The following is a 24,861-nucleotide window of genomic DNA, read 5'->3' as shown; positions in this document are numbered from 1 at the left end:
CCCAGTGATCGCCCTCTCCCTCGCCGACGTCGCCGCCATCGTCGGCGGGCAGCCCCACGACATACCGGATTCGGCTCTCCGAATCACCGGCCCGGTCGTGATGGACTCCCGCCAGGTCCGACCAGGTGCCCTTTTCACCGCCTTCGCCGGCGAACGTGTCGACGGCCATGACTTCGCCGCCCAGGCCGTCGCCGATGGCGCGGTCGCCGTCCTGGCCACCCGGCCCGTCGGCGTCCCCGCCATCGTCGTGGACGACATCACCGCGGCCCTCGGCGCGCTCGCCCGCCATGTGGTCGACCGCCTCGGCACCACCACCGTCGCTCTCACCGGCTCCGCCGGCAAGACCAGCACCAAGGACCTGATCGCCCAACTCCTTGAGCGCAAGGGCCCCACCGTCTACCCGGCGGGCAATCTCAACAACGAGATCGGCCTGCCGCTGACCGCTCTGCGCGCCGATGAGACCACCGAGCATCTCGTCCTGGAAATGGGCGCCCGCTACGTCGGGGACATCCGCTATCTCACCAGCCTGGTGCCCCCGCGGATCTCCCTCGTACTGAACGTCGGCACCGCCCACATCGGGGAGTTCGGCGGCCGGGAACAGATCGCCCAGGCCAAGGGGGAGATCGTCGAGGCGCTGCCCTCCGCCGCCGATGGCGGCGTCGCCGTCCTCAACGCCGACGACCCCCTCGTACGCGCCATGGCGACCCGCACCACGGCGCGAGTGCTCTTCTTCGGCGAGTCGCAGACAGCCGACGTGCGTGCCGAGAATGTCCGGCTCACCCCCCAAGGGCAGCCCGCGTTCACGCTTCACACCCCCACCGGGTGCAGCGATGTGACCATGCGGCTGTACGGTGAGCACCACGTGTCGAACGCGCTCGCTGCCGCCGCCGTCGCCCATGAGCTGGGCCTGTCCGCCGATGAGATCGCCCTCGCGCTCTCGCAGGCCGGCACCCTCTCCCGCTGGCGCATGGAGGTCACCGAGCGTTCGGACGGCGTGACGATCGTCAACGACGCCTACAACGCGAACCCCGAATCCATGAGGGCGGCGCTGCGCGCGCTTGCCGCCATGGGCGCAGGCGCTCAGGCCCGGGGGGGAAGGACGTGGGCGGTGCTCGGCCTGATGGCCGAGCTCGGTGACGAAGCGCTCGCCGAGCACGACGCGGTTGGACGGCTCGCCGTCCGACTCAACGTCAGCAAGCTCGTCGCGGTCGGGGGCAGGGAAGCGTCCTGGCTGCAACTGGGCGCATATAACGAGGGTTCGTGGGGTGAGGAGTCGGTGCACGTGTCCGACGCGCAGGCGGCGATCGACCTGTTGCGCAGTGAGTTGCGCCCGGGAGACGTCGTGCTGGTGAAGGCTTCCAGATCGGTCGGTCTTGAGCAGGTGGCCCAGGCATTGCTCGACAGCGTGGCAGTTTCCTCGGATGGGCAGGGTGCCGGTCGATGAGGCAGATCCTCTTCGCGGGGGCCATCGGGCTCTTCCTGACTCTCATCGGCACACCGCTGCTGATCAAGCTCCTGGCCCGCAAGGGCTACGGGCAGTTCATCAGGGATGACGGTCCGCGCAGCCACGGCAGCAAGAAGGGCACGCCCACCATGGGCGGCATCTCCTTCATCCTGGCGACGCTGATCGCCTATGCGCTCGCCAAGGTCATCACCGGGGAGCGGCCGACGTTCTCCGGCATCCTGGTCCTCTTCCTGATGGCCGGTATGGGCGTGGTCGGTTTCCTCGACGACTACATCAAGATCGTCAAGCAGCGTTCGCTGGGGCTGCGGGCCAAGGCGAAGATGGCCGGTCAGCTGATCGTCGGTATCGCGTTCGCGCTGCTCTCGCTCCAGTTCGCGGACAAGCGCGATCTGACCCCGGCTTCCACCAAGTTGTCGTTCATCAATGACTTCGGCTGGTCGATCGGCCCCGTGCTGTTCGTGATCTGGGCGCTGTTCATGATTCTCGCGATGTCCAACGGCGTGAATCTGACGGACGGCCTGGACGGTCTGGCCACCGGCGCATCCGTGATGGTCTTCGGCGCTTATACGTTCATCGGCCTCTGGCAGTTCCAGGAGTCCTGTGCCAACGCCGCATCGCTGACCAACCCCGCCGCGTGCTTCGAAGTGCGCGATCCGCTCGACCTCGCGGTCGTCGCCTCGGCCCTCATGGGCGCCTGCTTCGGCTTCCTGTGGTGGAACACCTCACCCGCGAAGATCTTCATGGGCGACACCGGCTCGCTCGCACTCGGCGGTGCGCTCGCAGGTCTGGCGATCTGCTCCCGCACGGAGTTGCTGCTGGCCATCCTCGGTGGGCTTTTCGTCCTGATCACCATGTCCGTGGTCATCCAGGTCGGCTCCTTCCGGATGACCGGGAAGCGAGTCTTCCGAATGGCTCCGCTGCAACACCACTTCGAACTCAAGGGGTGGTCCGAGGTCCTTGTCGTGGTCCGGTTCTGGATCATTCAGGGCATGTGCGTCATCGTGGGTCTTGGGCTCTTCTACGCGGGCTGGGCGGCTGACAAGTGAGTACGGCGGCACAGTGGCAGGGCCGACGGGTCACCGTCGCCGGACTCGGGGTGTCCGGCATTCCCGCGGCCAAGGTCCTGCACGGTCTCGGCGCCGTCGTCACCGTCGTCAACGACGGCGATGACGAGCGCTCCCGGGCCCAGGCGGCAGAACTGGAGCAGTGGGCCGCGGCGCGGAGCGACTCCCAGGAGGCCGGCCCTGGACGGCCCACCGGAATCACCGTCCGACTGGGCGATGGCGCGACCCTGCCCGAGGGCACCGAGCTCATCGTCACCGCCCCTGGCTGGAAGCCGGACAAGCCTCTCTTCCTGGCCGCGGCCAAGGCGGGCGTGGACATCTGGGGTGATGTGGAGCTGGCCTGGCGGCTACGCGGCCTGAACGGCCGAAAGGCCGCCCCCTGGCTCGCCGTCACCGGCACCAACGGCAAGACCACGACCGTACGGATGCTCGCCGCCATCTTGGAGGCGGCAGGACTGCGCACGGCGGCCGTCGGCAATATCGGTGTCTCCCTCCTCGACGCGGTCCTGGGGAGTCCCGAAGACACCGAAGAGCCCTATGACGTACTCGCCGTGGAACTCTCCAGCTACCAACTGCACTGGGCGCCCTCGCTACGCGCCCACTCCGCCGCGGTCCTCAACCTGGCGCCGGACCACCTCGACTGGCACGGCTCCCTGGCGGCGTACGCCGAGGACAAGGGCCGTATCTACGAGGGCAACACGGTCGCCTGCGTCTACAACGCGGCGGACAAGGCCACCGAGGACCTCGTCCGCGGCGCCGATGTGGAGGAGGGCTGCCGGGCGATCAGTTTTACGCTCGGCGCCCCCGGCCCCTCCCAACTGGGGGTCGTCGACGGCATCCTGGTCGACCGCGCCTTTGTGGAGAACCGGCAGAAGCAGGCCCAGGAACTGGCGGAGGTGGCCGATATCGATCCACCGGCCCCCCACAACATCGCCAATGCCCTCGCGGCGGCGGCGCTGGCCAGGGCCTTCGGCGTACCCGCGGCAGCCGTACGCGACGGACTGCGGGCGTTTCGCCCCGATCCCCATCGCATCGAAAAGGTCGCCGACGTGGCGGAAGTCGCCTACATCGACGACTCCAAGGCCACCAACACCCACGCCGCCGAAGCATCACTGGCCGCCTATGACCCGATCGTCTGGATCGCGGGCGGACTGGCCAAGGGAGCGACCTTCGACGAACTGGTGGCCAAGTCCGCCGGGCGACTGCGTGGAGCCGTCCTCATGGGCGCGGACCGCGCGCTGATCCAAGAAGCCCTCGTGCGACACGCGCCCCACGTCCCGGTCGTCAACCTCGACCGGACCGACACTGGGGCGATGTCGGCGGCGGTCCAGGAAGCAGCGCGCCTGGCCAGGCCAGGGGACACCGTTCTCCTGGCCCCGGCCTGCGCGTCCATGGACATGTTCGTCAACTACAACAAGCGCGGTGAGGCGTTCGCGGACGCCGTTCGTGCCCTTGCCGCAGAGCGCGCCTGACCGGCCCGACCTCGATGCCGCACCGCGGATACCGGGGGAGGCTTCGGTATCCGGCGGCGCGCCGGGCACGACTGGAGGGGACAGCGTCCATGCCGGCTGATGACATCGAGCCCGCCACCGCGCACAGCGGTCGGTGGGCATCCGCACGGGCGGCCGAGCGACCCGACACGGTCGGTGACGAGACGGCCTCCGCGCACGGCACGGCCAGCACGGCCGACCCTGTTCCCTCCGGACTCACCAACGGTCCGGTCGCGCCGCCACAGGTGGCTGGAACAGGTTCCCCGTCACTCACCAGTACCCCGGGGCTCGCCGCCCTGGCCCGGAGCCTTCGTGAGCGCGCCCACGCACTCGGCGACGGGCTGTGTGCGGCTGCCGGTGCGCTGGTGCCTTCGCCCGCCATCGCCGGTATCGCCCAGGACCGCGGCGCGGGGATGATTCCCGGTCTGGCACTGCGCAGTGGGACCGCCAGCAGCCGCGGACCCGCCGCGCGGAGCCGCACCCGCCAACCCAGCGCCCCTCGACCGCCCCGCGGCAGCGGCGCGCGCCGACTCTACGAGCGCGTCCGCAGAGCCTGGGACCGGCCCCTCACCGCGTACTACGTGATCCTCGGCAGCAGCCTGCTGATCACGGTGCTCGGTCTGGTGATGGTCTTCTCCGCCTCGATGATCACGGCGCTGACATACGACCTGCCGGCGTCCTACTTCTTCCGCAAGCAGTTCCTCGCCGCGGCCATCGGCACCGGACTGCTGCTGTTCGCCTCCCGGATGCCCTCACGCCTGCACCGTGCGCTCGCCTATCCGCTCCTGGTGGGCGCGGTCTTCCTGATGGTCCTGGTACAGATCCCGGGGATAGGGCAGTCCGTCAAGGGCAACCAGAACTGGCTCTCCATCGGCGGCCCCTTCCAGCTCCAGCCCAGTGAGTTCGGCAAGCTCGCCCTCATTCTGTGGGGCGCCGACCTGCTCGCCCGCAAGCAGGACAAGCGGCTTCTCAACCAGTGGAAGCACATGCTGGTCCCGCTCGTCCCGGTCGCCTTCATGCTGCTCGGCCTGATCATGCTCGGCGGCGACATGGGTACCTCCATCATCCTCACCGCCATCCTCTTCGGCCTGCTCTGGCTCGCCGGCGCGCCCACCCGGCTCTTCGCCGGTGTCCTCGGTATCGCCGCTTTCGTCGGTTTCATGTTTATCAAGACGAGCAAGAACCGCATGGCACGCCTGGAGTGCATCGGCGCCAACGATCTCGGCCCCGCCGGCGAGTGCTGGCAGGCCGTCCACGGAATCTACGCCCTCGCCTCCGGTGGATGGTTCGGTTCGGGCCTGGGCGCGGGTATGGAAAAATGGGGGCAACTCCCAGAAGCCCACACAGACTTCATCTTCGCGATCACGGGAGAGGAGTTGGGCCTGGCGGGGACGCTGTCGGTGCTCGCCCTCTTCGCGGCTCTAGGCTATGCGGGTATCCGCGTGGCCGGACGCACGGAGGACCCCTTCGTGAGGTACGCGGCGGGAGGTGTGACCACCTGGATCATGGCGCAAGCCATGGTCAACATCGGTGCGGTGCTCGGGCTGCTACCGATTGCCGGAGTCCCCCTACCGCTGTTCTCCTACGGAGGGTCAGCCCTGCTGCCGTCCATGTTCGCTATCGGGCTGCTGATTGCGTTTGCGCGGGAGGACCCGGCCGCGAAAGCAGCCCTGGCCGTGCGGAGGCCAGGGGTGAGATGGAAGACGATGAGACGGCGCGTCAAGAAGCGTCCGTCCGGAGAGCGGTGAATTTCGGTGCATGTCGTACTCGCCGGTGGCGGAACCGCCGGCCACATCGAGCCCGCGCTCGCCCTCGCGGATGCCCTGCGCAGGCAGGACCCATCCGTGGGGATCACGGCCCTCGGTACCGAGCGCGGACTGGAAACCAGACTCGTTCCCGAGCGCGGGTACGAGCTGGCGCTCATCCCCGCCGTACCCCTCCCTCGCAAGCCCACCCCGGAACTGATCACAGTGCCCGGTCGGCTGCGCGGCACCATCAAGGCGGCCGAGCAGATCCTGGAGCGCACCAAGGCTGACTGCGTGGTCGGTTTCGGTGGATATGTGGCGCTGCCCGGCTATCTCGCGGCCAAGCGCCGCGGGGTGCCGATCGTCGTCCACGAGGCCAACGCCCGCCCCGGACTGGCCAATAAGATCGGCTCGCGCTACGCCGCCGGGGTGGCCGTCGCCACCCCCGACAGCAAGCTGCGCAACGCCCGCTACATCGGGATCCCGCTGCGCTACTCCATCGCCACGCTCGATCGTGCCCGGGTCCGTCCCGAGGCGCGCGAGGCCTTTGGACTCGATCCCAATCTGCCCACGCTGCTGGTCTCCGGCGGCTCCCAGGGCGCGCGCCGGCTCAATGAGGTCATCCAGCAGGTGGCTCCGGTGCTTCAACGCTCCGGAATCCAGATCCTCCATGCGGTCGGTCCGAAGAATGAACTCCCACATGTGGACAACATGCCCGGAATGCCGCCCTACATCCCGGTACCGTATGTGGACCGGATGGATCTCGCGTACGCCGCGGCCGACATGATGCTCTGCCGCGCGGGCGCGATGACCGTCGCCGAACTCTCCGCTGTCGGGCTCCCGGCCGCCTATGTCCCGCTGCCCATCGGCAACGGAGAACAGCGGCTCAACGCCCAGCCGCTGGTGAAGGCGGGCGGCGGGATGCTCGTCGACGACGCGGAACTGACCCCCCAATGGGTTCAGGGCAACGTCCTTCCGGTACTGGCCGATCCGCACCGGCTGTACGAGATGTCCCGTGCAGCCGCTGAATTCGGTCGCAGGGACGCTGACGAGCTACTCGTCGGCATGGTGTACGAGGCGATCGCGGCACGTCGGCAGGCGTAAACCGCGCGGCCCGGGGAGCACCCGGGCCCCCAGTCGGAAGGAGACCGGGAGCGTGGCCGGACCCACCACCGCCGAACGCGGTGCGCGCGATCCATCGCAGTCATCGCAGCGGCCGTCCGGCCCGTCCCCGGACGGTCCCGACTCCCGTGCCACCCGGCTTCGCCGGCTGCTGACACCCCGGGTCCTGTTGCTCGCACTGGCGGCCCTCGCCCTGGTCGCCGGCGGAATCTGGCTGCTGTATGGCTCGGACTGGCTGCGCGTGGAACGAGTTCAGGCCACTGGCACCCGAGTGCTCACGACGGAACAGGTCGTCCGAGCCGCTGCGGTTCCGATGGGGGCGCCGCTGATTTCCCTCGATACGGACAGTATTGAGGCCCGGCTGCGGGAGCGGATTCCCCGGATCGATTCGGTAGAAGTGTCTCGGTCCTGGCCGCACGGGATTACCCTTGCAGTCACTGAGCGCAAACCTGTCCTGCTGCTTCCCAAGGGGGAACAGTTCGTTGAAGTGGACGCCGGGGGTGTACGGTTCGCGACCGTGGACAAGGCTCCCAAGGCTGTTCCACTCCTCAAACTGTCGACCGAGCAAGCGCCCAGTCTGCGGAGGTTCCCCACCGACCGGCTGATTGCCGAGGCGGTGCTCCTCACCGGTCAACTCCCTGAGAAAGTCGCACAGAACACTCGTAGTGTTGTTGTCCGTTCATATGACGACATGTCTCTTGAGTTGGGTGACGGTCGGGTTGTGGTCTGGGGGAGTCCGGAGGAGGGTGAGGCGAAAGCCCGCGCCCTCGCAGCGCTGTTGAAAGCCGCTCCCAAGGCGCGGCGATTCGATGTGAGCTCTCCCATTGCGCCCGCTTCATCAGGGAGTTGACGCACAAATGAGCTCCTGAGCACCCTGGCTGGTCACCGCGACGGCTGATCACATAGGGTGAAAAGAAAAACGGGAGGTTCGGCGTGTTCATTGAACGTGCGCCGCTTGTCGACTTAGTGTCCTGTTCGGAAGAGTCCAACGAACAGTCACACTGGTAACCCTAAACTTCAACGTTAGGGTTTGGGTCGGCGTTTCGGACCGTCCCTTCGGCATCCGTCGTCGCAGCGCGTGAACCGCGCGGTGGCGACACGTAATCGAGGCGAGAGGCCTTCGACGTGGCAGCACCGCAGAACTACCTCGCAGTCATCAAGGTCATCGGTGTCGGCGGCGGTGGTGTCAATGCCATCAACCGAATGATCGAGGTCGGTCTCAAGGGCGTCGAGTTCATCGCCATCAACACTGACGCGCAGGCGCTGTTGATGAGCGACGCCGACGTCAAGCTTGACGTCGGTCGCGAACTCACCCGGGGCCTCGGCGCCGGCGCCAACCCGGCGGTCGGTCGTAAGGCGGCAGAGGACCACCGTGAGGAGATCGAGGAGGTCCTCAAGGGGGCCGACATGGTCTTCGTCACCGCGGGTGAAGGCGGCGGCACCGGCACCGGCGGCGCACCCGTCGTGGCCAACATCGCCCGCTCCCTGGGAGCCCTCACCATCGGTGTGGTCACCCGACCCTTCACCTTTGAGGGCCGGCGCAGGGCCAACCAGGCGGAGGACGGCATCGCCGAGCTCCGCGAAGAGGTCGACACCCTCATCGTCATCCCGAACGACCGGCTGCTGTCCATCTCGGACCGCCAGGTGAGCGTTCTGGACGCATTCAAGTCCGCGGACCAGGTACTGCTCTCCGGCGTTCAGGGCATCACCGACCTGATCACCACTCCCGGTCTGATCAACCTCGACTTCGCCGACGTCAAGTCCGTGATGTCCGAGGCCGGATCTGCCCTCATGGGCATCGGATCGGCCCGTGGCGACGACCGCGCGGTGGCCGCGGCGGAGATGGCGATCTCGTCGCCGCTCCTCGAAGCGTCCATCGACGGTGCCCGCGGTGTCCTGCTCTCCATCTCCGGTGGCTCGGACCTCGGTCTCTTCGAGATCAACGAGGCCGCGCAGCTGGTGAGCGAGGCCGCGCACCCCGAGGCCAACATCATCTTCGGTGCGGTCATCGATGACGCACTGGGCGATGAAGTCCGGGTCACGGTGATCGCAGCGGGTTTTGACGGAGGCCAGCCGCCGAGTCCCCGAGACCGGGTCAAGGTCGTCGGCGGCGGTACGACTGGCTCCACGATTCCCGACAGCCGCACATCCAACGCGCCTCGGGAAGAGGTTCGTCCGCCGTCCGGCCTGGGCAAGGTCCACCCCAAGCCCGCGCCTGAGCCCGTCGCGGTCCCCGAGGACGACTCGACCTGGCTCACGCCGACGAGTTCGGCCCGCTCCTACGGGGACGCTCCCGCCGTTGAGGAGCTGGACGTCCCCGACTTTTTGAAGGGGCCGTGAAGTACGACGCAATAGACGCGAGCGGCGCGCACTTCGCCTTCACTGACAAGTGGGGCGGGGTGAGCGCCGTTCCGTACGAACAGCTCAATCTCGGCGGCGCGGTCGGTGACGACCCCGCCGCCGTACGGGCCAACCGGGCCATCGCGGCCGGGAATCTGGGCCTTGACCCGGACCGGGTCGTCTGGATGAACCAGGTGCACGGCAAGGAAGTCGCCCAGGTCGACCAGCCGTGGGGCGAGGGGCGGGTGCCCGAGGTCGACGCGCTGGTCACCAACCGCCGTGGACTCGCCCTCGCCGTGCTCACCGCCGACTGCACCCCCGTACTGCTGGCCGATCCGGTCGCCGGGGTGGTGGCCGCCGCGCACGCCGGACGACCGGGAATGGTCGCCGGCATCGTGCCCCAGACGGTCAAGTCGATGATGGCGCTGGGTGCGGAGCCCGAGCGGATCGTCGCCCGCACCGGACCCGCGGTCTGCGGGCACTGCTACGAGGTCCCGGAAGAGATGCGGGCCGATGTGGCGGCGGTCGAACCCGCCGCTTGGGCACAGACCAGTTGGGGCACCCCGGCCGTCGATGTCACGGCCGCGGTCCACGCCCAGCTCCAGGCGCTCGGTGTGCGGGACCTCCAGGCATCCGGGGTCTGCACACGGGAATCGCCAGACCACTACTCATATCGCCGTGACCGCACCACCGGACGGCTGGCCGGATACATCTGGCTGGCACCGCTCTCCGTGGGGACGGATTCCGGCTCCCCCGCAGGAGAGACCGCAGCATGACGGATCGTCGAATCGAACTCGCCGGCAATCTGAACATGGTGGAGGAACGTATCGCCTCTGCCTGCGCCGCCGCGGGGCGAAAGCGGGAAGAGGTGACGCTGATCGTCGTCACCAAGACCTATCCCGCCAGTGATGTACGACTCCTTCATGAGCTGGGTGTGCGTCATGTGGCCGAGAATCGCGATCAGGAAGCCGCGCCTAAGGCGGCGGCCTGCGCCGATCTGAACCTCACATGGCACTTTGTCGGACAATTGCAGACCAATAAGGTCCGTTCCGTTGTGAGTTATGCCGATGTGGTGCAATCGGTGGACCGGGTCAAATTGGTCACCTCCCTCTCGGCCGCGGCGGTCCGCGACGGTCGGGAGATCGGCTGTCTGATTCAGATCGCGCTGGACGCCGAGGAAGGTGCGCGGGGCGACCGAGGGGGTATCGCCGCCGACGGAATCGAACAATTGGCGAGCGCGGTTGACGGTGCGCCAGGGCTGAGGCTCGATGGCCTGATGACCGTCGCGCCACTCGCTGGGCCCTACGCGGGACGGCAACGGGCGGCGTTCGAGAGGCTGATGGAATTCGCATCCAGCATGCGCGTCGGGCATCCGGCTGCGAACATGGTGTCAGCAGGGATGAGTGCGGACCTCGAAGACGCCGTGGCGGCCGGAGCGACACATGTACGCGTCGGCACCTCGGTACTCGGAGTCCGTCCTCGGCTCGGGTAACGTCGCCAAGCAAGTCGGACCACAGCAGACAATATGGTCATTCCCGCAGTAAGGCGGGCAGGCCCAGTGGATCGCGGGCACTTGGTGACACTGAGACATTCGTGACTAGGGCGATCCACCACAGAGCGGAGGACTCAGAGCATGGCCGGCGCGATGCGCAAGATGGCGGTCTACCTCGGCCTCGTGGAGGACGATGGGTATGACGGCAGGGGTTTTGATCCCGACGACGACTTCGAACCCGAGCCGGAGCCCGAGCGGGAGCACCGGCGGCATCAGCCCGCGCACCCGGTCGAACGCGACGAACCGGTCCGAGCGATGCAGCCTCCGGCACCCCGCGAGCCGCTGTCTCGACCCGCTGCGCTATCCGCAGAAAGCGGACGTCCAGCGCGAATTGCCCCCGTGGCGTCTATCACACCTGAACGTCCGAGCCTGGAGAAGAACGCGCCGGTGATCATGCCCAAGGTTGTGTCCGAGAGGGAGCCCTACCGCATCACCACGTTGCACCCGCGGACCTACAACGAGGCCCGTACCATCGGGGAACACTTCCGCGAGGGCACTCCGGTGATCATGAATCTCACCGAGATGGACGACACCGATGCAAAGCGACTTGTCGACTTTGCCGCGGGACTTGTCTTCGGTTTGCATGGCAGCATTGAGCGGGTGACACAGAAGGTGTTCCTGTTGTCGCCTGCTAACGTCGATGTCACGGCGGAGGACAAGGCCCGTATCGCAGAGGGCGGATTCTTCAACCAGAGCTGAGAAGCGCAACACCGAGACGACCCGGCCGCGAAGTGGCCGGAGCTAGAGCACAGGGGAGAGGGAAGCGCGGGATGGGCGTCGCACTACAGGTGGTCTACATCGCGCTGATGTGCTTCCTCATCGTGCTGATCTTCCGGCTTGTCATGGACTATGTCTTTCAGTTCGCCCGTTCATGGCAACCCGGCAAGGTGATGGTGGTGGTCCTTGAGGCCACCTACACTGTCACCGATCCACCGCTCAAGCTTCTTCGGCGGTTTATCCCGCCGTTGCGTCTCGGGGGCGTGGCACTCGACCTGTCCTTCTTCGTTCTGATGATCATCGTTTACATCTTGATCTCCATCGTGAGTGGCTTCGCGAGGTGATCAAGTAACTGTGGACGATACGGTCTTGCCGACTGCCGACGACTACGTAGAGGTGAAGAAGAGATGCCGCTGACCCCCGAGGACGTGCGGAACAAGCAGTTCACGACCGTCCGCCTCCGAGAAGGCTATGACGAGGACGAGGTCGATGCCTTCCTCGACGAGGTCGAGTCCGAGCTGACCCGCTTGCTCCGCGAGAACGAGGACCTGCGCGCCAAGTTGGCGGCAGCGACCCGTGCGGCGGCGCAGAACCAGCAGCAGGGCATGCGTAAACCCCCCGAGCCGCAGGATGGCCGCGGTGGACCCGGGGCCCCCGTGCCCGCCGCCATATCCGGACCTCCGGTCCAGCAGCAGCAGCCCCCGCAGATGGGTCCCCCCCAACTGCCGGTCGGCGCTCCGCAGCTGCCGGCCGGTCCGAGCCACGGTGGTCAGAACCACGGTGGTCCGATGGGTGGACCTGGACAGATGCAGGGTGGCCCGATGGGTGGACCCGGGCAGATGCAGGGCAACCCCATGCAGGGTGGTCCGATGGGTGGACCCGGTCAGATGCAGGGTGGCCCGATGGGTGGACCCGGGCAGATGCAGGGCAACCCCATGCAGGGTGGTCCGATGGGTGGACCCGGTCAGATGCAGGGTGGCCCGATGGGCGGACCCGGGCAGATGCAGGGCAACCCCATGCAGGGCAATCCCATGGGCGGTCACCCGCAGCAGATGCAGCAGCCCGTTCAGAGCCCCGGTGGCGACAGCGCGGCCCGAGTTCTCTCGTTGGCGCAGCAGACCGCCGACCAGGCGATCGCGGAGGCCCGTTCCGAGGCCAACAAGATCGTGGGCGAGGCCCGTTCACGCGCCGAGGGCCTGGAGCGGGACGCCCGCGCCAAGGCGGACGCGCTGGAGCGGGACGCGCAGGAGAAGCACCGCGTCGCGATGGGCTCCCTGGAGTCCGCTCGCGCCACGCTGGAGCGCAAGGTCGAGGACCTGCGCGGCTTTGAGCGCGAGTACCGCACCCGTCTGAAGTCCTACCTGGAGAGCCAGCTGCGTCAGCTGGAGACCCAAGCGGATGACTCGCTGGCTCCGCCGCGCACGCCGGCGGCTGCTTCGCTGCCGCCGTCACCGTCCATGGCCTCCGCGGGTGCCAGTTCCATGGGGCACTCCATGGCAGGCGGCCCGTCGATGGGTCAGTCCATGGGTGGTGGACCCTCGATGGGTGGAGCCCCTTCCTACGGTGGCCAGCAGCAGATGTCCCCGGCGATGACTCAGCCGATGGCACCGGTTCGGCCGCAGGCACCGCAGCCGATGCAGCAGGCGCCCGCGCCGATGCGTGGGTTCCTGATCGACGAGGACGACAACTGACAGGCGCCGACGCGCTGCGCGCGTAAAACCCTCGGCAGTCGAGGAGCAGTGCCCGGGACATCAGTCCCGGGCACTGCTCTTTTCCGTGCGGGCCGAGTCCTAGGGGGAGGCACTTCACCAGGTTGGGTGGTCGCCGCAGGTCACTGAGTGGGCAGAGCGCCTAGCGGGGCGGATGGATGCGCTCGGCAGGGTGGTCGGACACCAGGGCGCGGGTCGACCAGCCGTGCCAGTCGGCCGGAACGCCGAGTAGGCCGCGTACGTTGGGCAGGTCGGGTATGCCGAACGGGCCGCGTAGGTCGAGAAGGCGCGCGGTCGGACTCATCGGCCGAGGCCGTCGGGTCCCTGATTCCCGGTGCGCGTTCCTGGAGAGTCGCCCCACTGCTTTAACCGAGAGTCTGCTGGCGGGCCCGAAGGGGCCGGGTGGGAATTCGATTCCTGGACCATTTCCAACAAGCCGGTCGTCTTATGTCATTGCGCTGCTCTTCCGCTCGTCCGCGGATATGACTGAGCCGGGGCGGGGTCCTGAAAGCGGACCCGCCCCGGCCTGGGGTGGAGCGTTACTGCTTGCGCAGATGGAAGGTCAGCGAAAGCGACTCATCCGCGAATGCGGGACCGAAGGAGTCATCCGGGTCGGACGTGGTGAAATCGGTCGCCAGGACCTCGTCCGCGATCAGGGAAGCATGGGTCGTGAGTGCCTCCGTCGTCGATGCCGCGGGTGAACTCCACACCACCGAGATCCGGTCGGCAACATCCAGCCCGCTGTTCTTACGGGCCTCCTGGATCAGTCGGATGGCGTCCCGAGCCAACCCCGCCAGCTTGAGCTCCGGGGTGATCTCCAGATCGAGTGCCACCGTGGCACCCGCGTCGGAGGCAACCGACCAGCCCTCCCTGGGGGTCTCCGTGATGATGACCTCGTCGGGGGCGAGGGTGATGGTCTCGCCTTCGACCTCCAGGGTGGCCGTTCCCTGGCGCAGCGCGAGGGAGAGCGCGGCCGCGTCCGCCTCCGCGACCGCCTTCGCCACCGCTTGAACTCCCTTGCCGAATCGCTTGCCCAGCGCGCGGAAGTTGGCCTTCGCCGTGGTGTCGACCAGGGAGCCGCCGACCTCGGAGAGCGAGGCCAGGGACGAGACGTTCAACTCCTCGGTGATCTGCGCCTGGAGTTCTGGGGAGAGAGTGTCAAAACCACTGGCGCCGACGAGCGCGCGCGACAGCGGCTGGCGGGTCTTGACGCCGGACTCGGCTCGGGTGGCCCGCCCCAAATCCACCAGCCGACGCACCAGCACCATCTGCTGGGAGAGTTCGGGGTCGATGGCGAGGAGATCCGCCTCCGGCCAGGAGCTGAGGTGGACTGACTCCGGGGCCTCCGGAGCCACCGAGACCACCAGGTCCTGCCACACCCGCTCGGTGATGAAGGGGGTCAGCGGGGCCATCAGCCGGGTGACCGTCTCGATCACATCGTGCAGTGTCCTGAGCGCCGCGGGGTCGCCTTGCCAGAAGCGGCGGCGGGAGCGGCGTACGTACCAGTTCGAGAGGTCATCGACGAACGCCGACAGCAACTTGCCCGCGCGCTGGGTGTTGTAGCTCTCCATGGCCTGTGTGACCTGGTCGACCAGGGCGTTCAGCTCACTCAGCAGCCAGCGGTCCAAAACCGTGCGGTCAGCCGGCGCCGGATCGGCGGCGGACGGAGTCCACGAGGAGGTGCGTGCGTACAGTGCCTGGAAGGCGACGGTGTTCCAGTACGTCAGCAGGGTCTTGCGCACGACCTCCTGAATGGCCGTGTGCCCCACCCGGCGCGCGGACCACGGAGAACCGCCGGCCGCCATGAACCAGCGGACCGCATCGGCGCCGTGCTGGTCCATCAGCGCGATGGGCTCAAGGGTATTGCCCAGATGCTTGGACATCTTCCGGCCATCTTCGGCGAGGATATGGCCGAGACAGACTACGTTCTCATACGAGGATTTATCGAAGACCAGCGTGCCGACCGCCATCAAGGTGTAGAACCAGCCGCGCGTCTGGTCGATCGCCTCCGAGATGAACTGCGCCGGGTAGCGCTTCTCGAAGATGTCCTTGTTCTGGTAGGGGTATCCCCACTGGGCGAAGGGCATCGACCCCGAGTCGTACCAGGCGTCGATGACCTCGGGAACGCGGGTGGCCGTACCCGAGCACTGGGGGCAGTCGAAGGTCACCTCGTCGATGAACGGGCGGTGCGGGTCGAGCGACGACTGGTCCGCGCCGGTCAGTTCGGTCAGCTCGGTTCGGGAGCCGACACAGGTGAGGTGGTCCTCCTCGCACCGCCAGATGGGCAGGGGAGTGCCCCAGAAACGATTGCGGGACAGCGCCCAGTCGATGTTGTTGTTCAACCAGTCGCCGTAGCGGCCGTGCTTGACCGAGTCGGGGAACCAGTTCGTCTCCTCGTTCTCCGCGATCAGCCGGTCCTTGACCGCGGTGGTGCGGATGTACCAGGAGGGCTGCGCGTAGTAGAGCAGCGCGGTGTGACAGCGCCAGCAGTGCGGATAGCTGTGCTCGTACGGGATGTGCTTGAAGAGCTTGCCGCGCGCCTGGAGGTCCGCGGTGAGCTGTTCGTCCGCCTTCTTGAAGAACACCCCGCCGACCAGTGGGATGTCCTCCTCGAAGGTGCCGTCCGGGCGGACCGGGTTCACCACCGGGAGGCCGTAGGCGCGGCAGACCTTGAGGTCGTCCTCACCGAAGGCGGGGGACTGGTGGACCAGACCGGTGCCGTCCTCGGTGGTGACGTACTCGGCGTTCACGACGTAGTGCGCCGGAGCCGGGAACTCCACCAGCTCGAAGGGGCGCTCATACGTCCAGCGTTCCATCTGCGCGCCGGTGAAGGACTGCCCGGTGGCCTCCCAGCCTTCGCCGAGCGCCTTCGCCACCAGCGGCTCGGCGACGACGAACTTCTCCTCGCCGTCCGTCGCCACCACATAGGTGACGTCGGGGTGCGCGGCGACGGCCGTGTTGGACACCAGGGTCCAGGGGGTCGTGGTCCACACCAGGAGTGAGGCTTCGCCCGCGAGGGGACCCGAGGTCAGGGGGAAGCGGACGAAGACAGAGGGGTCAACGACCGTCTCGTACCCCTGCGCCAGCTCATGGTCGGACAGACCCGTGCCGCAGCGCGGACACCAGGGCGCGACCCGATGGTCCTGGACCAGCAGCCCCTTGTTGAAGATCTCCTTCAGCGACCACCAGACCGAGTCGATGTACTCGGGCTTCATGGTCCAGTAGGCGTCGTCCAGGTCGACCCAGTAGCCCATGCGGGCCGTCAGTTCGGCGAACGCGTCCGTGTGGCGGGAGACCGACTCGCGGCACTTGGCATTGAACTCCGCGATGCCGTACGCCTCGATGTCCTTCTTACCGGCGAATCCGAGTTCCTTCTCGACGGCGAGCTCGACCGGCAGCCCATGACAGTCCCAGCCGGCCTTGCGGGCCACGTGATAGCCCCGCATCGTACGGAAGCGCGGGAAGACGTCCTTGAACACACGGGCCTCGATGTGATGGGCACCGGGCATTCCATTGGCGGTCGGCGGGCCCTCGTAGAACACCCACTCGGGGCGGCCCTCGGACTGGGCGAGGCTCTTGGCGAAGACCTTGTTGTCGCGCCAGAAGTCGAGCACGGAGTGCTCCAGCGCGGGCAGGTCGACCTGGGCGGGCACCTGGCGGTACTGCGGGGGTGTCATCGACGAACTCCTCCGGCGGACAGTTTCTCTTCCGTCGGAGGGACGAGAGCCAGCGGCTCCCGCGGTACCACCCTCCTTGGCGGCGCATTGCGCACCGCCCCCTCATTGGGGTCGCGCGGCCGGGTCTAGTCGCCTCATGGCTTTCTTCCGGCGGCTCCGGGGTGATGCTTCACATCGCGCTCGCTCCCGGGCTCACACCGTCCCCGGGTCGCTCATGGCTGCTTGCGACGCTACTCGTCCCCATCCAAGCCTTTCGCTGCGCCCAGTGTAAGGGCCTCGATGGGCGTTCACCGACCGGGTTCTACCGCGGACGGCGAACGAGGGGTGCCATGACCCGAATGGCCAGACATATGCGGGAGGGCCCGGGGTGCGGGGAGGGCTGATTCATGGGGCTGGGAGCTGGGCACAACGGATGGAGGCTTGTTTCACCAAGGCGGGTGCGAGCGGAATGGGTGGTGTGCCCCGTTTGCGGCCAGGCTGCGTTCGATTTATCGTCCCAGCACGATTCGTGTGCAAGATCACGATATGTGAAGGGGCCGCGGTCATGGTGGCGAAGAAGACTGCCGAGGAGAAATCGGCGTCCGTGGAATCCACCGCCGCTGCGGCGGTGGGGGACGCGGAGGACCGGGACGGCAAGGAGCGCGCCGCAGCGAAGAAGGCCACGGCACCAACCCATGGGTCGACCCCGGTGAAGAAGGCCGCGGGGGCGGGCGAGCGAGGCACTGGGCAGAAGGCGGAGACGGGGGAGGCCGCGGCGAAGGAGGGCGGCGAAAGGAAGACCGCAGCGAAGAAGACCGCAGCGAAGAAAGCGGCGGCCAAGAAGACCGCGGCCAAGAAGACCGCGGCCAAGAAGACCGCGGCTGAGAAGACCGCGGCCAAGAAGGCGGCGGCTGAGAAGCACGTGGCAGGGAAAGCGCCCGATCGGATCGGGAAACGGGCGTCCGCACGGAAGACCGCGGCCAAGAGGGCCGCGAAAGAGGCCGCGCCAGCGGCCGAGGATGCGGCTGAGGCCGCGCAGCAGACAGGAGCCAGGACGGTGGGATCAAAGAAGACCGTGGCTGCGGGCGACGGGCCGACAGCGGTGCCCACGGCCCGCGCATCAGCCGCCACAGCCTCGGATGAGCTGCCGGTACGGCCGGGAGAGGACCCATGGACCCCGCAGGAGGTCGACGAGGCCCGCACCGAGCTGGAGGGCGAGGTGACCAGGCTCAATGCCCAGCTGGCCACGTCCGAGGCCGCGCTGATGGGTCTGATGCGGGACTCCGGGGGCGGCGCCGGGGACGATGACGCCGACACCGGGTCGAAGAACATCACCAGGGAGCACGAGCTCTCGTTGGCGGCCAGCGCGCGCGAGATGCTGGAGCAGACCGAGCGCGCACTGCTGCGGCTTGAAGCCGGCACCTACGGCGTCTGCGAGAACTGCGGGAAACCCATCGGCAAGGCCCGTATGCAGGCATTCCCCCGCGCCACGCTGTGTGTGGAGTGCAAGCAGAAGCAGGAGCGCAGGGGCTAGAACCGCACGTCCGTAACGTACCCTCGTGGTCAGTCAGGCACCTAGGTTGAGGGACTCACGTGGCAGAGGCGGAGCGGACCATCGGTACGCCGGATGTTGATGACGAGGCTGCGGCCTCGGCTGAGCAGCCGAAGGGCAGGCGGCGCATTGCCGTGCTCTTCGCGGTGGCGCTCGTGGCTTATGCCCTCGATCTGGCCACCAAGATGCTCGTGGTGGCGAGGTTGGAGCACCACGAACCCATCGAGGTCATCGGCGACTGGCTGAGGTTCGAGGCGGTGCGGAACGCGGGTGCGGCCTTCGGTATCGGCGAGGCCTTCACCGTGATCTTCACCGTCATCGCGGCGGCCGTGATCGTGGTGATCGCCAGGCTGGCGCGCAAGCTCTACAGCCTGCCGTGGGCCATTGCCCTGGGGCTGCTGCTGGGTGGGGCGCTCGGCAATCTCACCGACCGCATCTTCCGGGCACCCGGCGTGTTCGAGGGGGCGGTGGTGGACTTCATCGCGCCCAAGCACTTCGCCGTCTTCAATCTGGCCGACTCCGCGATCGTCTGCGGCGGCATCCTGATCGTCATCCTCTCCTTCCGCGGATTGGACCCCGACGGGACCGTCCACAAGGACTGATCGCCCGGGTCGGCGGTGGCGGGTTATCCACAGGGATCGGCTCCGACCGCGGGACATGGTGGCGGACAAGGCATACTCGACGGGTGAGTACGCTTCCCGAGATCCGCACCCTGCCCGTTCCCGATGGCCTCGAAGGCGAGCGCGTTGACGCCGTCATCTCCCGGATTTTCGGGTTCTCCCGTACCAAGGCGGCCGAGCTGGCCGCCGCGGGGAAAGTGCTGGTCGACGGCTCCGTCGTAGGAAAGTCCGAACGAGTCCATGGCGGCGCTTGGCTCGAGGTCGAGATGCCGCAGGCTCCCGCGCCGGTCCAACTGGTCGCCGAGCCCGTCGAAGGCATGGAGATCATCCATGACGATGACGACATCGTGGTGATCATGAAGCCGGTGGGGGTGGCCGCACACCCCAGCCCGGGCTGGACGGGCACCACCGTGATCGGTGGTCTCGCCGCGGCGGGGTATCGCATCTCGACGTCCGGCGCCGCCGAGCGCCAGGGCATCGTCCACCGGCTCGACGTCGGCACCTCGGGGCTGATGGTGGTCGCCAAGTCGGAGCGCGCGTACACCCTGCTCAAGCAGCAGTTCCGAGAGCGTACGGTCGACAAGCGCTATCACGCGCTGGTGCAGGGGCATCCGGACCCGATGAGCGGGACGATCGACGCTCCCATCGGACGCCATCCCCACCATGACTACAAGTGGGCCGTGACCGCTGACGGCAAGCCGTCGGTGACGCACTACGACCTGATGGAGGCCTTCCGCGCGGCCTCGCTGCTCGACATCAAGCTGGAGACCGGGCGCACCCACCAGATCCGGGTGCATATGGCCGCTCATCGGCATCCTTGTGTGGGCGATCTGACCTACGGCGCGGACCCCACGATCGCCAAGCGGCTGGGTCTGACCCGACAGTGGCTCCACGCGGTGCGGCTGGGCTTCGAGCATCCTTCGGACGGTCAGTGGGTGGAGTTCGAGAGCACCTATCCGGACGATCTGCGGCAGGCACTCGACAAGATCGCAGCCGAGAGCGCATGACGACGATCCGGGTGCGAGTGGCCAAGGACCCCTCGGACCGGGAAGCGTGCTTCGGGGTACGCCAAGAGGTCTTCGTGGTCGAGCAGCGGGTGCCCGCCGAGATTGAGTACGACCGCTTCGACGAACCCGACGCCGACACGGTCCATGTCGTGGCGGTCGATGCGCGGGGGACCGCCTTGGGCACGGCCCGTTTGCTGTACGGACCGGCAGCGGGCGAGCGGACCGGTGGTGATCTCGCGCTTGGCTCCCTTGGCAGACTCGCCGTGCTCAAGGCGGCTCGGGGGCTGGGAGCGGGTGTGGCACTGGTCCGCGCCATCGAGGACGCGGCCCGTGAGCGCGGGCTGACGGCGGTGGATCTCCATGCGCAGACCCATGCCCTGGGGTTCTATGAGCGGCTCGGCTATGTGGCGTACGGCGAGGAGATGATGGAAGCCGGGATCGGCCATCGCTCCATGCGGCGGGAGCTCTAGCCTGCTGGTGCGGTTCTGCGCGGCCCTCGCCGAGCAAGGGCCTGGATACCGGATGGGCTCGGGGCCGCCCGTGCCCACCGGGTCGAAGGCCCTGATCGTGGCCCTACCGAGACGCGCCACCGGCCAGGGCGCACCGGTCGGCGGTGAGTGTCGGGGCGTCTCTTCTGGCTGAAGGCTGCCCTGAGGCCCTGAGGCCCTGAGGCCCGAGCCTTTGAGTCGCCCTTCGCGCCCCCGAGCTCCTCAGCAGCCCTGAGCACCCGGAGCGGGACGCCTCCCCAACGTCTTCCGTACCGTTGGCCCCACCGTGCCGTAGCTTCCCGACGCCCCCAGCAGCCATGGCCGACCCTGGTGTGACGGTTTGACCTGGGCGGTTTTGCCGAGCGGCGCTCTTGCTTCATTTGGGCAAATCGCCCATCCTGCGTGGCAGGCTGAGGCCCCGATCGTTGAGGTCTCTCCCGGAGGGCACGCCGTGGATCAGGTGGCGCTACTGCTAGCTCTGCTGCTCGGAGCCGTGGTGACCGTCCCGCTCGGGGAGCGGTTTGATCTACCCCCGCCGGTGTTGATGACCCTCGCCGGGGCGGGTGTCGCTTTCCTCCCGTTCGCACCCATGGTGGAGATCTCGCCTGAGTTCATCCTTCCGCTCATCCTTCCGCCACTGCTGTACGCGGCGGTCCAGCGCACCTCATGGCGTCAGTTCGCGGCCAACGTCCGACCCATTCTGCTACTTGCCGTGGCCCTGGTCTTCGTCACCACCGCGGCGGTCGCGGCGGTCGCCCATGCCATCGTCCCCGGGCTGCCCATCGCGGCGGCGGTCGCCCTTGGCGCGCTCGTCGCCCCACCGGACCCCGTCGCCGCTACCGCGGTCGCCGGCCGACTCGGGCTGCCCCGTCGGCTCGTCTCCATTCTGGAGGGAGAGGGCCTCTTCAACGATGTCACGGCCATCGTTCTCTACCATGTCGCCATCGCGGCGGTGGTCAGCGGAACGTTCTCCTGGCCGGCGGCCGCCGGACAACTCGTCCTGTCCGGCGTCGTCGCCGTTGTCGTGGGCTTCGCGCTGGGCTGGGTGTCCAACAAGCTGATGGACCTCCTCGGCGACGCCACGCTCCAGATCGGGCTCTCGTTGATGGTGCCGTTCGTTGCGTACGTACTGGCCGAGGAGTTGCACGGCTCCGGGGTCCTGGCCGTTCTGACCACGGCGCTCTATCTGGCCGAACACGCCACGGACGCGGACGATGTGATGGGCCGCCTCGCCGGGAACACCTTCTGGCAGATCATCGACACCCTGGTCACCGGTGTCGCCTTCGGGCTCATCGGGCTCGAACTCCACACGGTCTTCGGTACGGAGGACGGCCGGGTGCCCGAACTGCTGGGCTGGGGCGCGGTCATCACCGGGGTCGTGGTCGGCGTACGACTGCTGTGGCTGCTGCCCGCCACCGCGTTGGCCAAGAAGCTGCACAACCGACGCGACTACAACGAGGAGATCCCCGTCAGTTGGCGGGAGACCATCATCATGTGGTGGTCGGGTATGCGCGGGGTGGCCTCGGTCGCGCTGGCACTGGCCATTCCGCTGACCACGGACAGCGGAGCCGGCTTCCCCGGCCGGGACGAGATCATCTTCATCGCCTTTGTGGTGATCCTCTCCACCTTGGTGCTCCAAGGGCTCACTCTCCCGTGGCTCGTCCGCCGACTCGGGGTCCGGGTCGACGCGGATGCCGAGCGGGACCTGGAACACAGCCTGGCGATCCGAGCGGCGAAAGCGGCCCGGCAGCGGCTCAAGGAGATCGAAGCGGTCGAAGAGCTCCCGGAAGAGGTCAGTGAGCGGCTGCTGCGGGGCGCGTACGAGGTGGGGGCGAGGATCAGCCCCGACATCATCGACGAGGACCGGAGGGAGTGGTACACCAAACGGACCGAACGCGTCCGGACGATACGCCGCATTCAGCGGGAGATGATGTCAGCGGCCCGCCATGAGGTTCTCTCCGCGCGCAGTGAGCCGGGCGCCAACCCGGAGGTGGTCGACCGGGTACTGAGACAACTCGATGTACGCAGCCTGCGATAACCGCCCGGCCCACGCTGGTCCCAGCGCGGTGCGGACGGCTCCCCGCAACGCTCGGGTTCCCCGCCGCGGGACCTCCCGGAGACATCTCTCCCGGCCTTCCGCCTTTCCTGCCTGCGGTCGACGCATCCCAGCGCCGTTCGCCCGGCTCTGACGGGGCACGACGACAGCTGGCAAGCCCCGCGCGCCTGGCCGCGCCCGGGGCGGTATCCCCGTGCGGTGCTACGCGTACCGCCCGAGTACATCTGATGTGGGGATGTGCTTCGGCCGGCGACGCACCGCGTCCGAAGCCGCGCGCCAACCCGCTCCGGATCACCGGACAGCCCTTAGGCTCCGGACATGGCTCGGACCGTGGTGATCAGTGGTGGGGGTACCGGAATCGGATTCGCGACAGCGGAGACGTTCGCCGCTGACGGGGATCAGGTCGTCCTCATCGGCCGACGCGAGGACGTCCTGGCCCGTGCGGCCGAACGGCTGCCGTCCGCACGCCACTTCGCAGCCGACCTCAGGGACCCCACCCAGGTACGGAGCGCCGCCGCCTTCCTTGAGCGTGAGTACGGGGCAGTCGATGTGCTGGTGCATGGCGCGGGCGGCAACGGCGGGCGTGAGGACCGGATCGAGAGCGATGACCCGCTCGCGGCGGTGGCCCACGACTGGACGGTGAACTTCCAACTCAACACCCTCACCGCGGCTCTACTCACCGAGGCGCTGAAGGGGCATCTGGCCACTCCGGGCGGTCGCGTCCTCTTTCTGAGCTCGATCGCCGCATACCGGGGATCGGGGTCAGCGGCCTACGGGGCGTCCAAGGCGGCACTGCATCCGTACGCCTTCCAACTAGCCCGCGCTCTTGGTCCCCGGGGCATCACGGTGAACGTCGTCGCCCCGGGCCTTGTCGAGGAGACCGACTTCTTCGCCGACCCGCTTCCGCGGGAGCGCAGGGAGGCCCTGGCCGCCGAGACCGATACCGGTCGCCTCGGTCATCCCGGTGATGTCGCAGGGACCCTCCACTGGCTCGCCTCGTCCGGGGCCGGCCACATCACCGCGCAGATCATCCAGGTCAACGGCGGTGCGGAGCGCGGCCACTGAAGGTGGCGCGGTTCTCCTTGGGCCCAGCCGACGGACGCGGCGGCCGGGGGACGACCATCGGCTCGTGGCTCAGCCGCGGCCCGTCCGGGCGGGCTCATCGTCCGGCGCGTGGTTCTCCTTCGGCCCGGGCCGGTGCCCCAGCGCCGCGACGGCGGTCGGCTGGGCCCTGCCCAGCTGCGCGGCCGGAGCGGTAGCCACCTTGGGGAGGGCGTACGGGTGGTGCTCATGAAGCCAAGCGATCAGCTGTTCGCGTACCGCGCATCGAATGGTCCAGATGTCGTCGGCGTCCTTGGCCGTGACCACCGCCCGTACCTCAATGGTCGTCGGAGTGGTGTCGGTGACGGCGAGCGACCAGTCGCGCCGGTCCCACGCCGAGTGGTCCTTGATGATCTGGTGCAGCTGCTCACGCATCCGCACCACGGGAGCCGAGTGGTCCAGATGGAAGTAGACCGTACCGGTCATCTGCACCCCGCCGCGCGACCAGTTCTCAAAGGGCTTGCTGGTGAAGTACGACACGGGCATGGTGATCCGGCGCTCGTCCCAGGTGCGTACGGCGAGGAAGGTGAGGGTGATCTCCTCCACGGTTCCCCACTCGCCGTCCACCACCACGGTGTCACCGATACGGACCATGTCGCCGAAGGCGATCTGGAAGCCTGCGAAGAGGTTGCCCAGTGTCGACTGGGCGGCGACACCCGCGACGATGCCGATGAGGCCGGCCGAGGCCAGCACGGAGGTTCCCACGGTCTTCATGGCGGGGAAGGTCAGCAGCATCGCGGCGACCGCGACCACGCCGACCACGGCGATGACCACCCGCTGGATCAGGGTGACCTGGGTGCGTACCCGGCGGACCCTGGCGGGATCGCGGGTTGCCGCGGCGTAGCGGCTGTAGGTGGATTCGACGATGGCCGTGGCGATCTTCACCACGAGCCAGGCGGACGCTCCAATCAGCACCAGGGTCAGCATCTGCCCGATGCCCGCGTAGTGGTTTCGGATGGTCTCGATCTCTGCCTGGCGGTAGTTCCCCCGCAACAGGGCCGTGGCGAGCACGACCTGGAGGGGGATCCGGCACTGCCGCAGCAGACCCCACAGGGGAGTCTCCGGATGCCGGGCGTCGACACGACGGAGCAGCAGGTCGGCCAGCCAGCCCACGAGCACCGTGAGCACGGCCGTACCGCCGAGGACGATCAATGGACGCAGCACGTTCTCCATGTCT

At 67.9% G+C, this 24,861-nt stretch carries 21 protein-coding genes; 18 read left to right on the top strand and 3 right to left on the bottom strand.

Annotated features, from left to right (window positions below; genetic code table 11):
* Positions 1-4 precede the first annotated feature (4 nt).
* The 12 genes from NBG84_RS29690 (at position 5) to NBG84_RS29635 (ending at position 13,186) form a co-directional block, all read left to right on the top strand.
* Complete coding sequence (locus NBG84_RS29690) at positions 5-1,444, top strand: UDP-N-acetylmuramoyl-tripeptide--D-alanyl-D-alanine ligase (protein WP_250922733.1); 1,440 nt, start codon at positions 5-7, stop codon at positions 1,442-1,444.
* A complete protein-coding gene (gene mraY, locus NBG84_RS29685) occupies positions 1,441-2,511 on the top strand; it encodes a phospho-N-acetylmuramoyl-pentapeptide-transferase (RefSeq protein WP_250922732.1) in 1,071 nt (356 codons plus the stop codon). Before NBG84_RS29690 ends, mraY begins: the two co-directional genes overlap by 4 nt.
* A complete protein-coding gene (gene murD, locus NBG84_RS29680; RefSeq protein ID WP_250922731.1) occupies positions 2,508-4,001 on the top strand; it encodes a UDP-N-acetylmuramoyl-L-alanine--D-glutamate ligase in 1,494 nt (497 codons plus the stop codon). The genes mraY and murD overlap by 4 nt, the downstream gene beginning before the upstream one ends.
* 431 nt (positions 4,002-4,432) lie before the next feature.
* On the top strand, positions 4,433-5,767 hold the full coding sequence (gene ftsW, locus NBG84_RS29675; RefSeq protein WP_250922820.1) for a putative lipid II flippase FtsW: 1,335 nt from the start codon (positions 4,433-4,435) through the stop codon (positions 5,765-5,767).
* A gap of 6 nt (positions 5,768-5,773) precedes the next feature.
* On the top strand, positions 5,774-6,868 hold the full coding sequence (murG, locus tag NBG84_RS29670) for an undecaprenyldiphospho-muramoylpentapeptide beta-N-acetylglucosaminyltransferase (protein WP_250922730.1): 1,095 nt from the start codon (positions 5,774-5,776) through the stop codon (positions 6,866-6,868).
* Positions 6,869-6,920: 52 nt separating this feature from the next.
* Entirely contained in the window at positions 6,921-7,736 is an 816-nt protein-coding gene (locus NBG84_RS29665; protein ID WP_250922729.1) for a cell division protein FtsQ/DivIB, read from the top strand.
* 275 nt (positions 7,737-8,011) lie between these two features.
* Positions 8,012-9,226 carry a cell division protein FtsZ gene (ftsZ, locus tag NBG84_RS29660; RefSeq protein WP_250922728.1) on the top strand — a complete coding sequence of 405 codons (1,215 nt, stop codon included), beginning with the start codon at positions 8,012-8,014 and terminating at the stop codon, positions 9,224-9,226.
* Complete coding sequence (pgeF, locus tag NBG84_RS29655; protein ID WP_250922727.1) at positions 9,223-10,002, top strand: peptidoglycan editing factor PgeF; 780 nt, start codon at positions 9,223-9,225, stop codon at positions 10,000-10,002. Before ftsZ ends, pgeF begins: the two co-directional genes overlap by 4 nt.
* A complete protein-coding gene (locus NBG84_RS29650; RefSeq protein WP_250922726.1) occupies positions 9,999-10,718 on the top strand; it encodes a YggS family pyridoxal phosphate-dependent enzyme in 720 nt (239 codons plus the stop codon). Before pgeF ends, NBG84_RS29650 begins: the two co-directional genes overlap by 4 nt.
* Before the next feature lie 141 nt (positions 10,719-10,859).
* Positions 10,860-11,477, top strand: coding sequence for a cell division protein SepF (locus tag NBG84_RS29645; protein WP_250922725.1), 618 nt, complete (start codon positions 10,860-10,862; stop codon positions 11,475-11,477).
* A 71-nt stretch (positions 11,478-11,548) separates the two neighbouring features.
* On the top strand, positions 11,549-11,839 hold the full coding sequence (locus NBG84_RS29640; protein ID WP_250922724.1) for a YggT family protein: 291 nt from the start codon (positions 11,549-11,551) through the stop codon (positions 11,837-11,839).
* A 63-nt stretch (positions 11,840-11,902) separates the two neighbouring features.
* Entirely contained in the window at positions 11,903-13,186 is a 1,284-nt protein-coding gene (locus tag NBG84_RS29635) for a DivIVA domain-containing protein (RefSeq protein ID WP_250922723.1), read from the top strand.
* A 160-nt stretch (positions 13,187-13,346) separates the two neighbouring features.
* Here NBG84_RS29635 and NBG84_RS29630 read toward each other — a convergent pair whose 3' ends face one another.
* The gene (locus NBG84_RS29630) at positions 13,347-13,508 is read right to left on the bottom strand and encodes a hypothetical protein (protein WP_250922722.1); all 162 of its coding nucleotides are present in this window, start codon (positions 13,506-13,508) and stop codon (positions 13,347-13,349) included.
* A gap of 235 nt (positions 13,509-13,743) precedes the next feature.
* Complete coding sequence (gene ileS, locus NBG84_RS29625; RefSeq protein WP_250922721.1) at positions 13,744-16,881, bottom strand: isoleucine--tRNA ligase; 3,138 nt, start codon at positions 16,879-16,881, stop codon at positions 13,744-13,746.
* 544 nt (positions 16,882-17,425) lie between these two features.
* On the opposite strand from ileS, the gene NBG84_RS29620 reads away from it, so the two are divergent.
* From NBG84_RS29620 to NBG84_RS29595, 6 genes are all read left to right on the top strand, one after another.
* Positions 17,426-18,394, top strand: a complete 969-nt coding sequence (locus NBG84_RS29620; RefSeq protein ID WP_250922720.1) for a TraR/DksA family transcriptional regulator — start codon at positions 17,426-17,428, stop codon at positions 18,392-18,394.
* 59 nt (positions 18,395-18,453) lie between these two features.
* The gene (gene lspA, locus NBG84_RS29615) at positions 18,454-19,014 is read left to right on the top strand and encodes a signal peptidase II (RefSeq protein WP_250922719.1); all 561 of its coding nucleotides are present in this window, start codon (positions 18,454-18,456) and stop codon (positions 19,012-19,014) included.
* An 83-nt stretch (positions 19,015-19,097) separates the two neighbouring features.
* Positions 19,098-20,039 carry an RluA family pseudouridine synthase gene (locus NBG84_RS29610; protein ID WP_250922718.1) on the top strand — a complete coding sequence of 314 codons (942 nt, stop codon included), beginning with the start codon at positions 19,098-19,100 and terminating at the stop codon, positions 20,037-20,039.
* Positions 20,036-20,509 carry a GNAT family N-acetyltransferase gene (locus NBG84_RS29605; RefSeq protein ID WP_250922717.1) on the top strand — a complete coding sequence of 158 codons (474 nt, stop codon included), beginning with the start codon at positions 20,036-20,038 and terminating at the stop codon, positions 20,507-20,509. The genes NBG84_RS29610 and NBG84_RS29605 overlap by 4 nt, the downstream gene beginning before the upstream one ends.
* A 469-nt stretch (positions 20,510-20,978) precedes the next feature.
* The gene (locus tag NBG84_RS29600) at positions 20,979-22,565 is read left to right on the top strand and encodes a Na+/H+ antiporter (protein ID WP_250922716.1); all 1,587 of its coding nucleotides are present in this window, start codon (positions 20,979-20,981) and stop codon (positions 22,563-22,565) included.
* Between the two features lie 336 nt (positions 22,566-22,901).
* On the top strand, positions 22,902-23,648 hold the full coding sequence (locus NBG84_RS29595; protein ID WP_250922715.1) for an SDR family NAD(P)-dependent oxidoreductase: 747 nt from the start codon (positions 22,902-22,904) through the stop codon (positions 23,646-23,648).
* Positions 23,649-23,717: 69 nt separating this feature from the next.
* Here NBG84_RS29595 and NBG84_RS29590 read toward each other — a convergent pair whose 3' ends face one another.
* On the bottom strand, positions 23,718-24,857 hold the full coding sequence (locus tag NBG84_RS29590; RefSeq protein WP_250922714.1) for a mechanosensitive ion channel family protein: 1,140 nt from the start codon (positions 24,855-24,857) through the stop codon (positions 23,718-23,720).
* Between the last annotated feature and the right edge of the window lie 4 nt (positions 24,858-24,861).

The sequence above is a fragment of the Streptomyces albipurpureus genome (assembly GCF_023701525.1).
GTDB classification, from domain to species: Bacteria; Actinomycetota; Actinomycetes; order Streptomycetales; family Streptomycetaceae; genus Streptomyces; species Streptomyces albipurpureus.
The sequence above is the reverse complement of the archived record's forward strand: the minus strand, read 5'-3'. Positions and strand labels throughout refer to the sequence as shown.

Excerpts from the sequence above, each read along its gene's own strand:
- mraY (WP_250922732.1), top strand. The coding sequence starts at position 1,441 with ATGAGGCAGATCCTCTTCGCGGGGGCCATCGGGCTCTTCCTGACTCTC.
- ftsW (WP_250922820.1), top strand. The coding sequence starts at position 4,433 with ATGATTCCCGGTCTGGCACTGCGCAGTGGGACCGCCAGCAGCCGCGGA.
- NBG84_RS29650 (WP_250922726.1), top strand. The coding sequence starts at position 9,999 with ATGACGGATCGTCGAATCGAACTCGCCGGCAATCTGAACATGGTGGAG.
- NBG84_RS29645 (WP_250922725.1), top strand. The coding sequence starts at position 10,860 with ATGGCCGGCGCGATGCGCAAGATGGCGGTCTACCTCGGCCTCGTGGAG.
- NBG84_RS29640 (WP_250922724.1), top strand. The coding sequence starts at position 11,549 with ATGGGCGTCGCACTACAGGTGGTCTACATCGCGCTGATGTGCTTCCTC.
- NBG84_RS29635 (WP_250922723.1), top strand. The coding sequence starts at position 11,903 with ATGCCGCTGACCCCCGAGGACGTGCGGAACAAGCAGTTCACGACCGTC.
- NBG84_RS29630 (WP_250922722.1), bottom strand. The coding sequence starts at position 13,508 with ATGAGTCCGACCGCGCGCCTTCTCGACCTACGCGGCCCGTTCGGCATA.
- ileS (WP_250922721.1), bottom strand. The coding sequence starts at position 16,881 with ATGACACCCCCGCAGTACCGCCAGGTGCCCGCCCAGGTCGACCTGCCC.
- NBG84_RS29620 (WP_250922720.1), top strand. The coding sequence starts at position 17,426 with ATGGTGGCGAAGAAGACTGCCGAGGAGAAATCGGCGTCCGTGGAATCC.
- NBG84_RS29605 (WP_250922717.1), top strand. The coding sequence starts at position 20,036 with ATGACGACGATCCGGGTGCGAGTGGCCAAGGACCCCTCGGACCGGGAA.
- NBG84_RS29595 (WP_250922715.1), top strand. The coding sequence starts at position 22,902 with ATGGCTCGGACCGTGGTGATCAGTGGTGGGGGTACCGGAATCGGATTC.
- NBG84_RS29590 (WP_250922714.1), bottom strand. The coding sequence starts at position 24,857 with ATGGAGAACGTGCTGCGTCCATTGATCGTCCTCGGCGGTACGGCCGTG.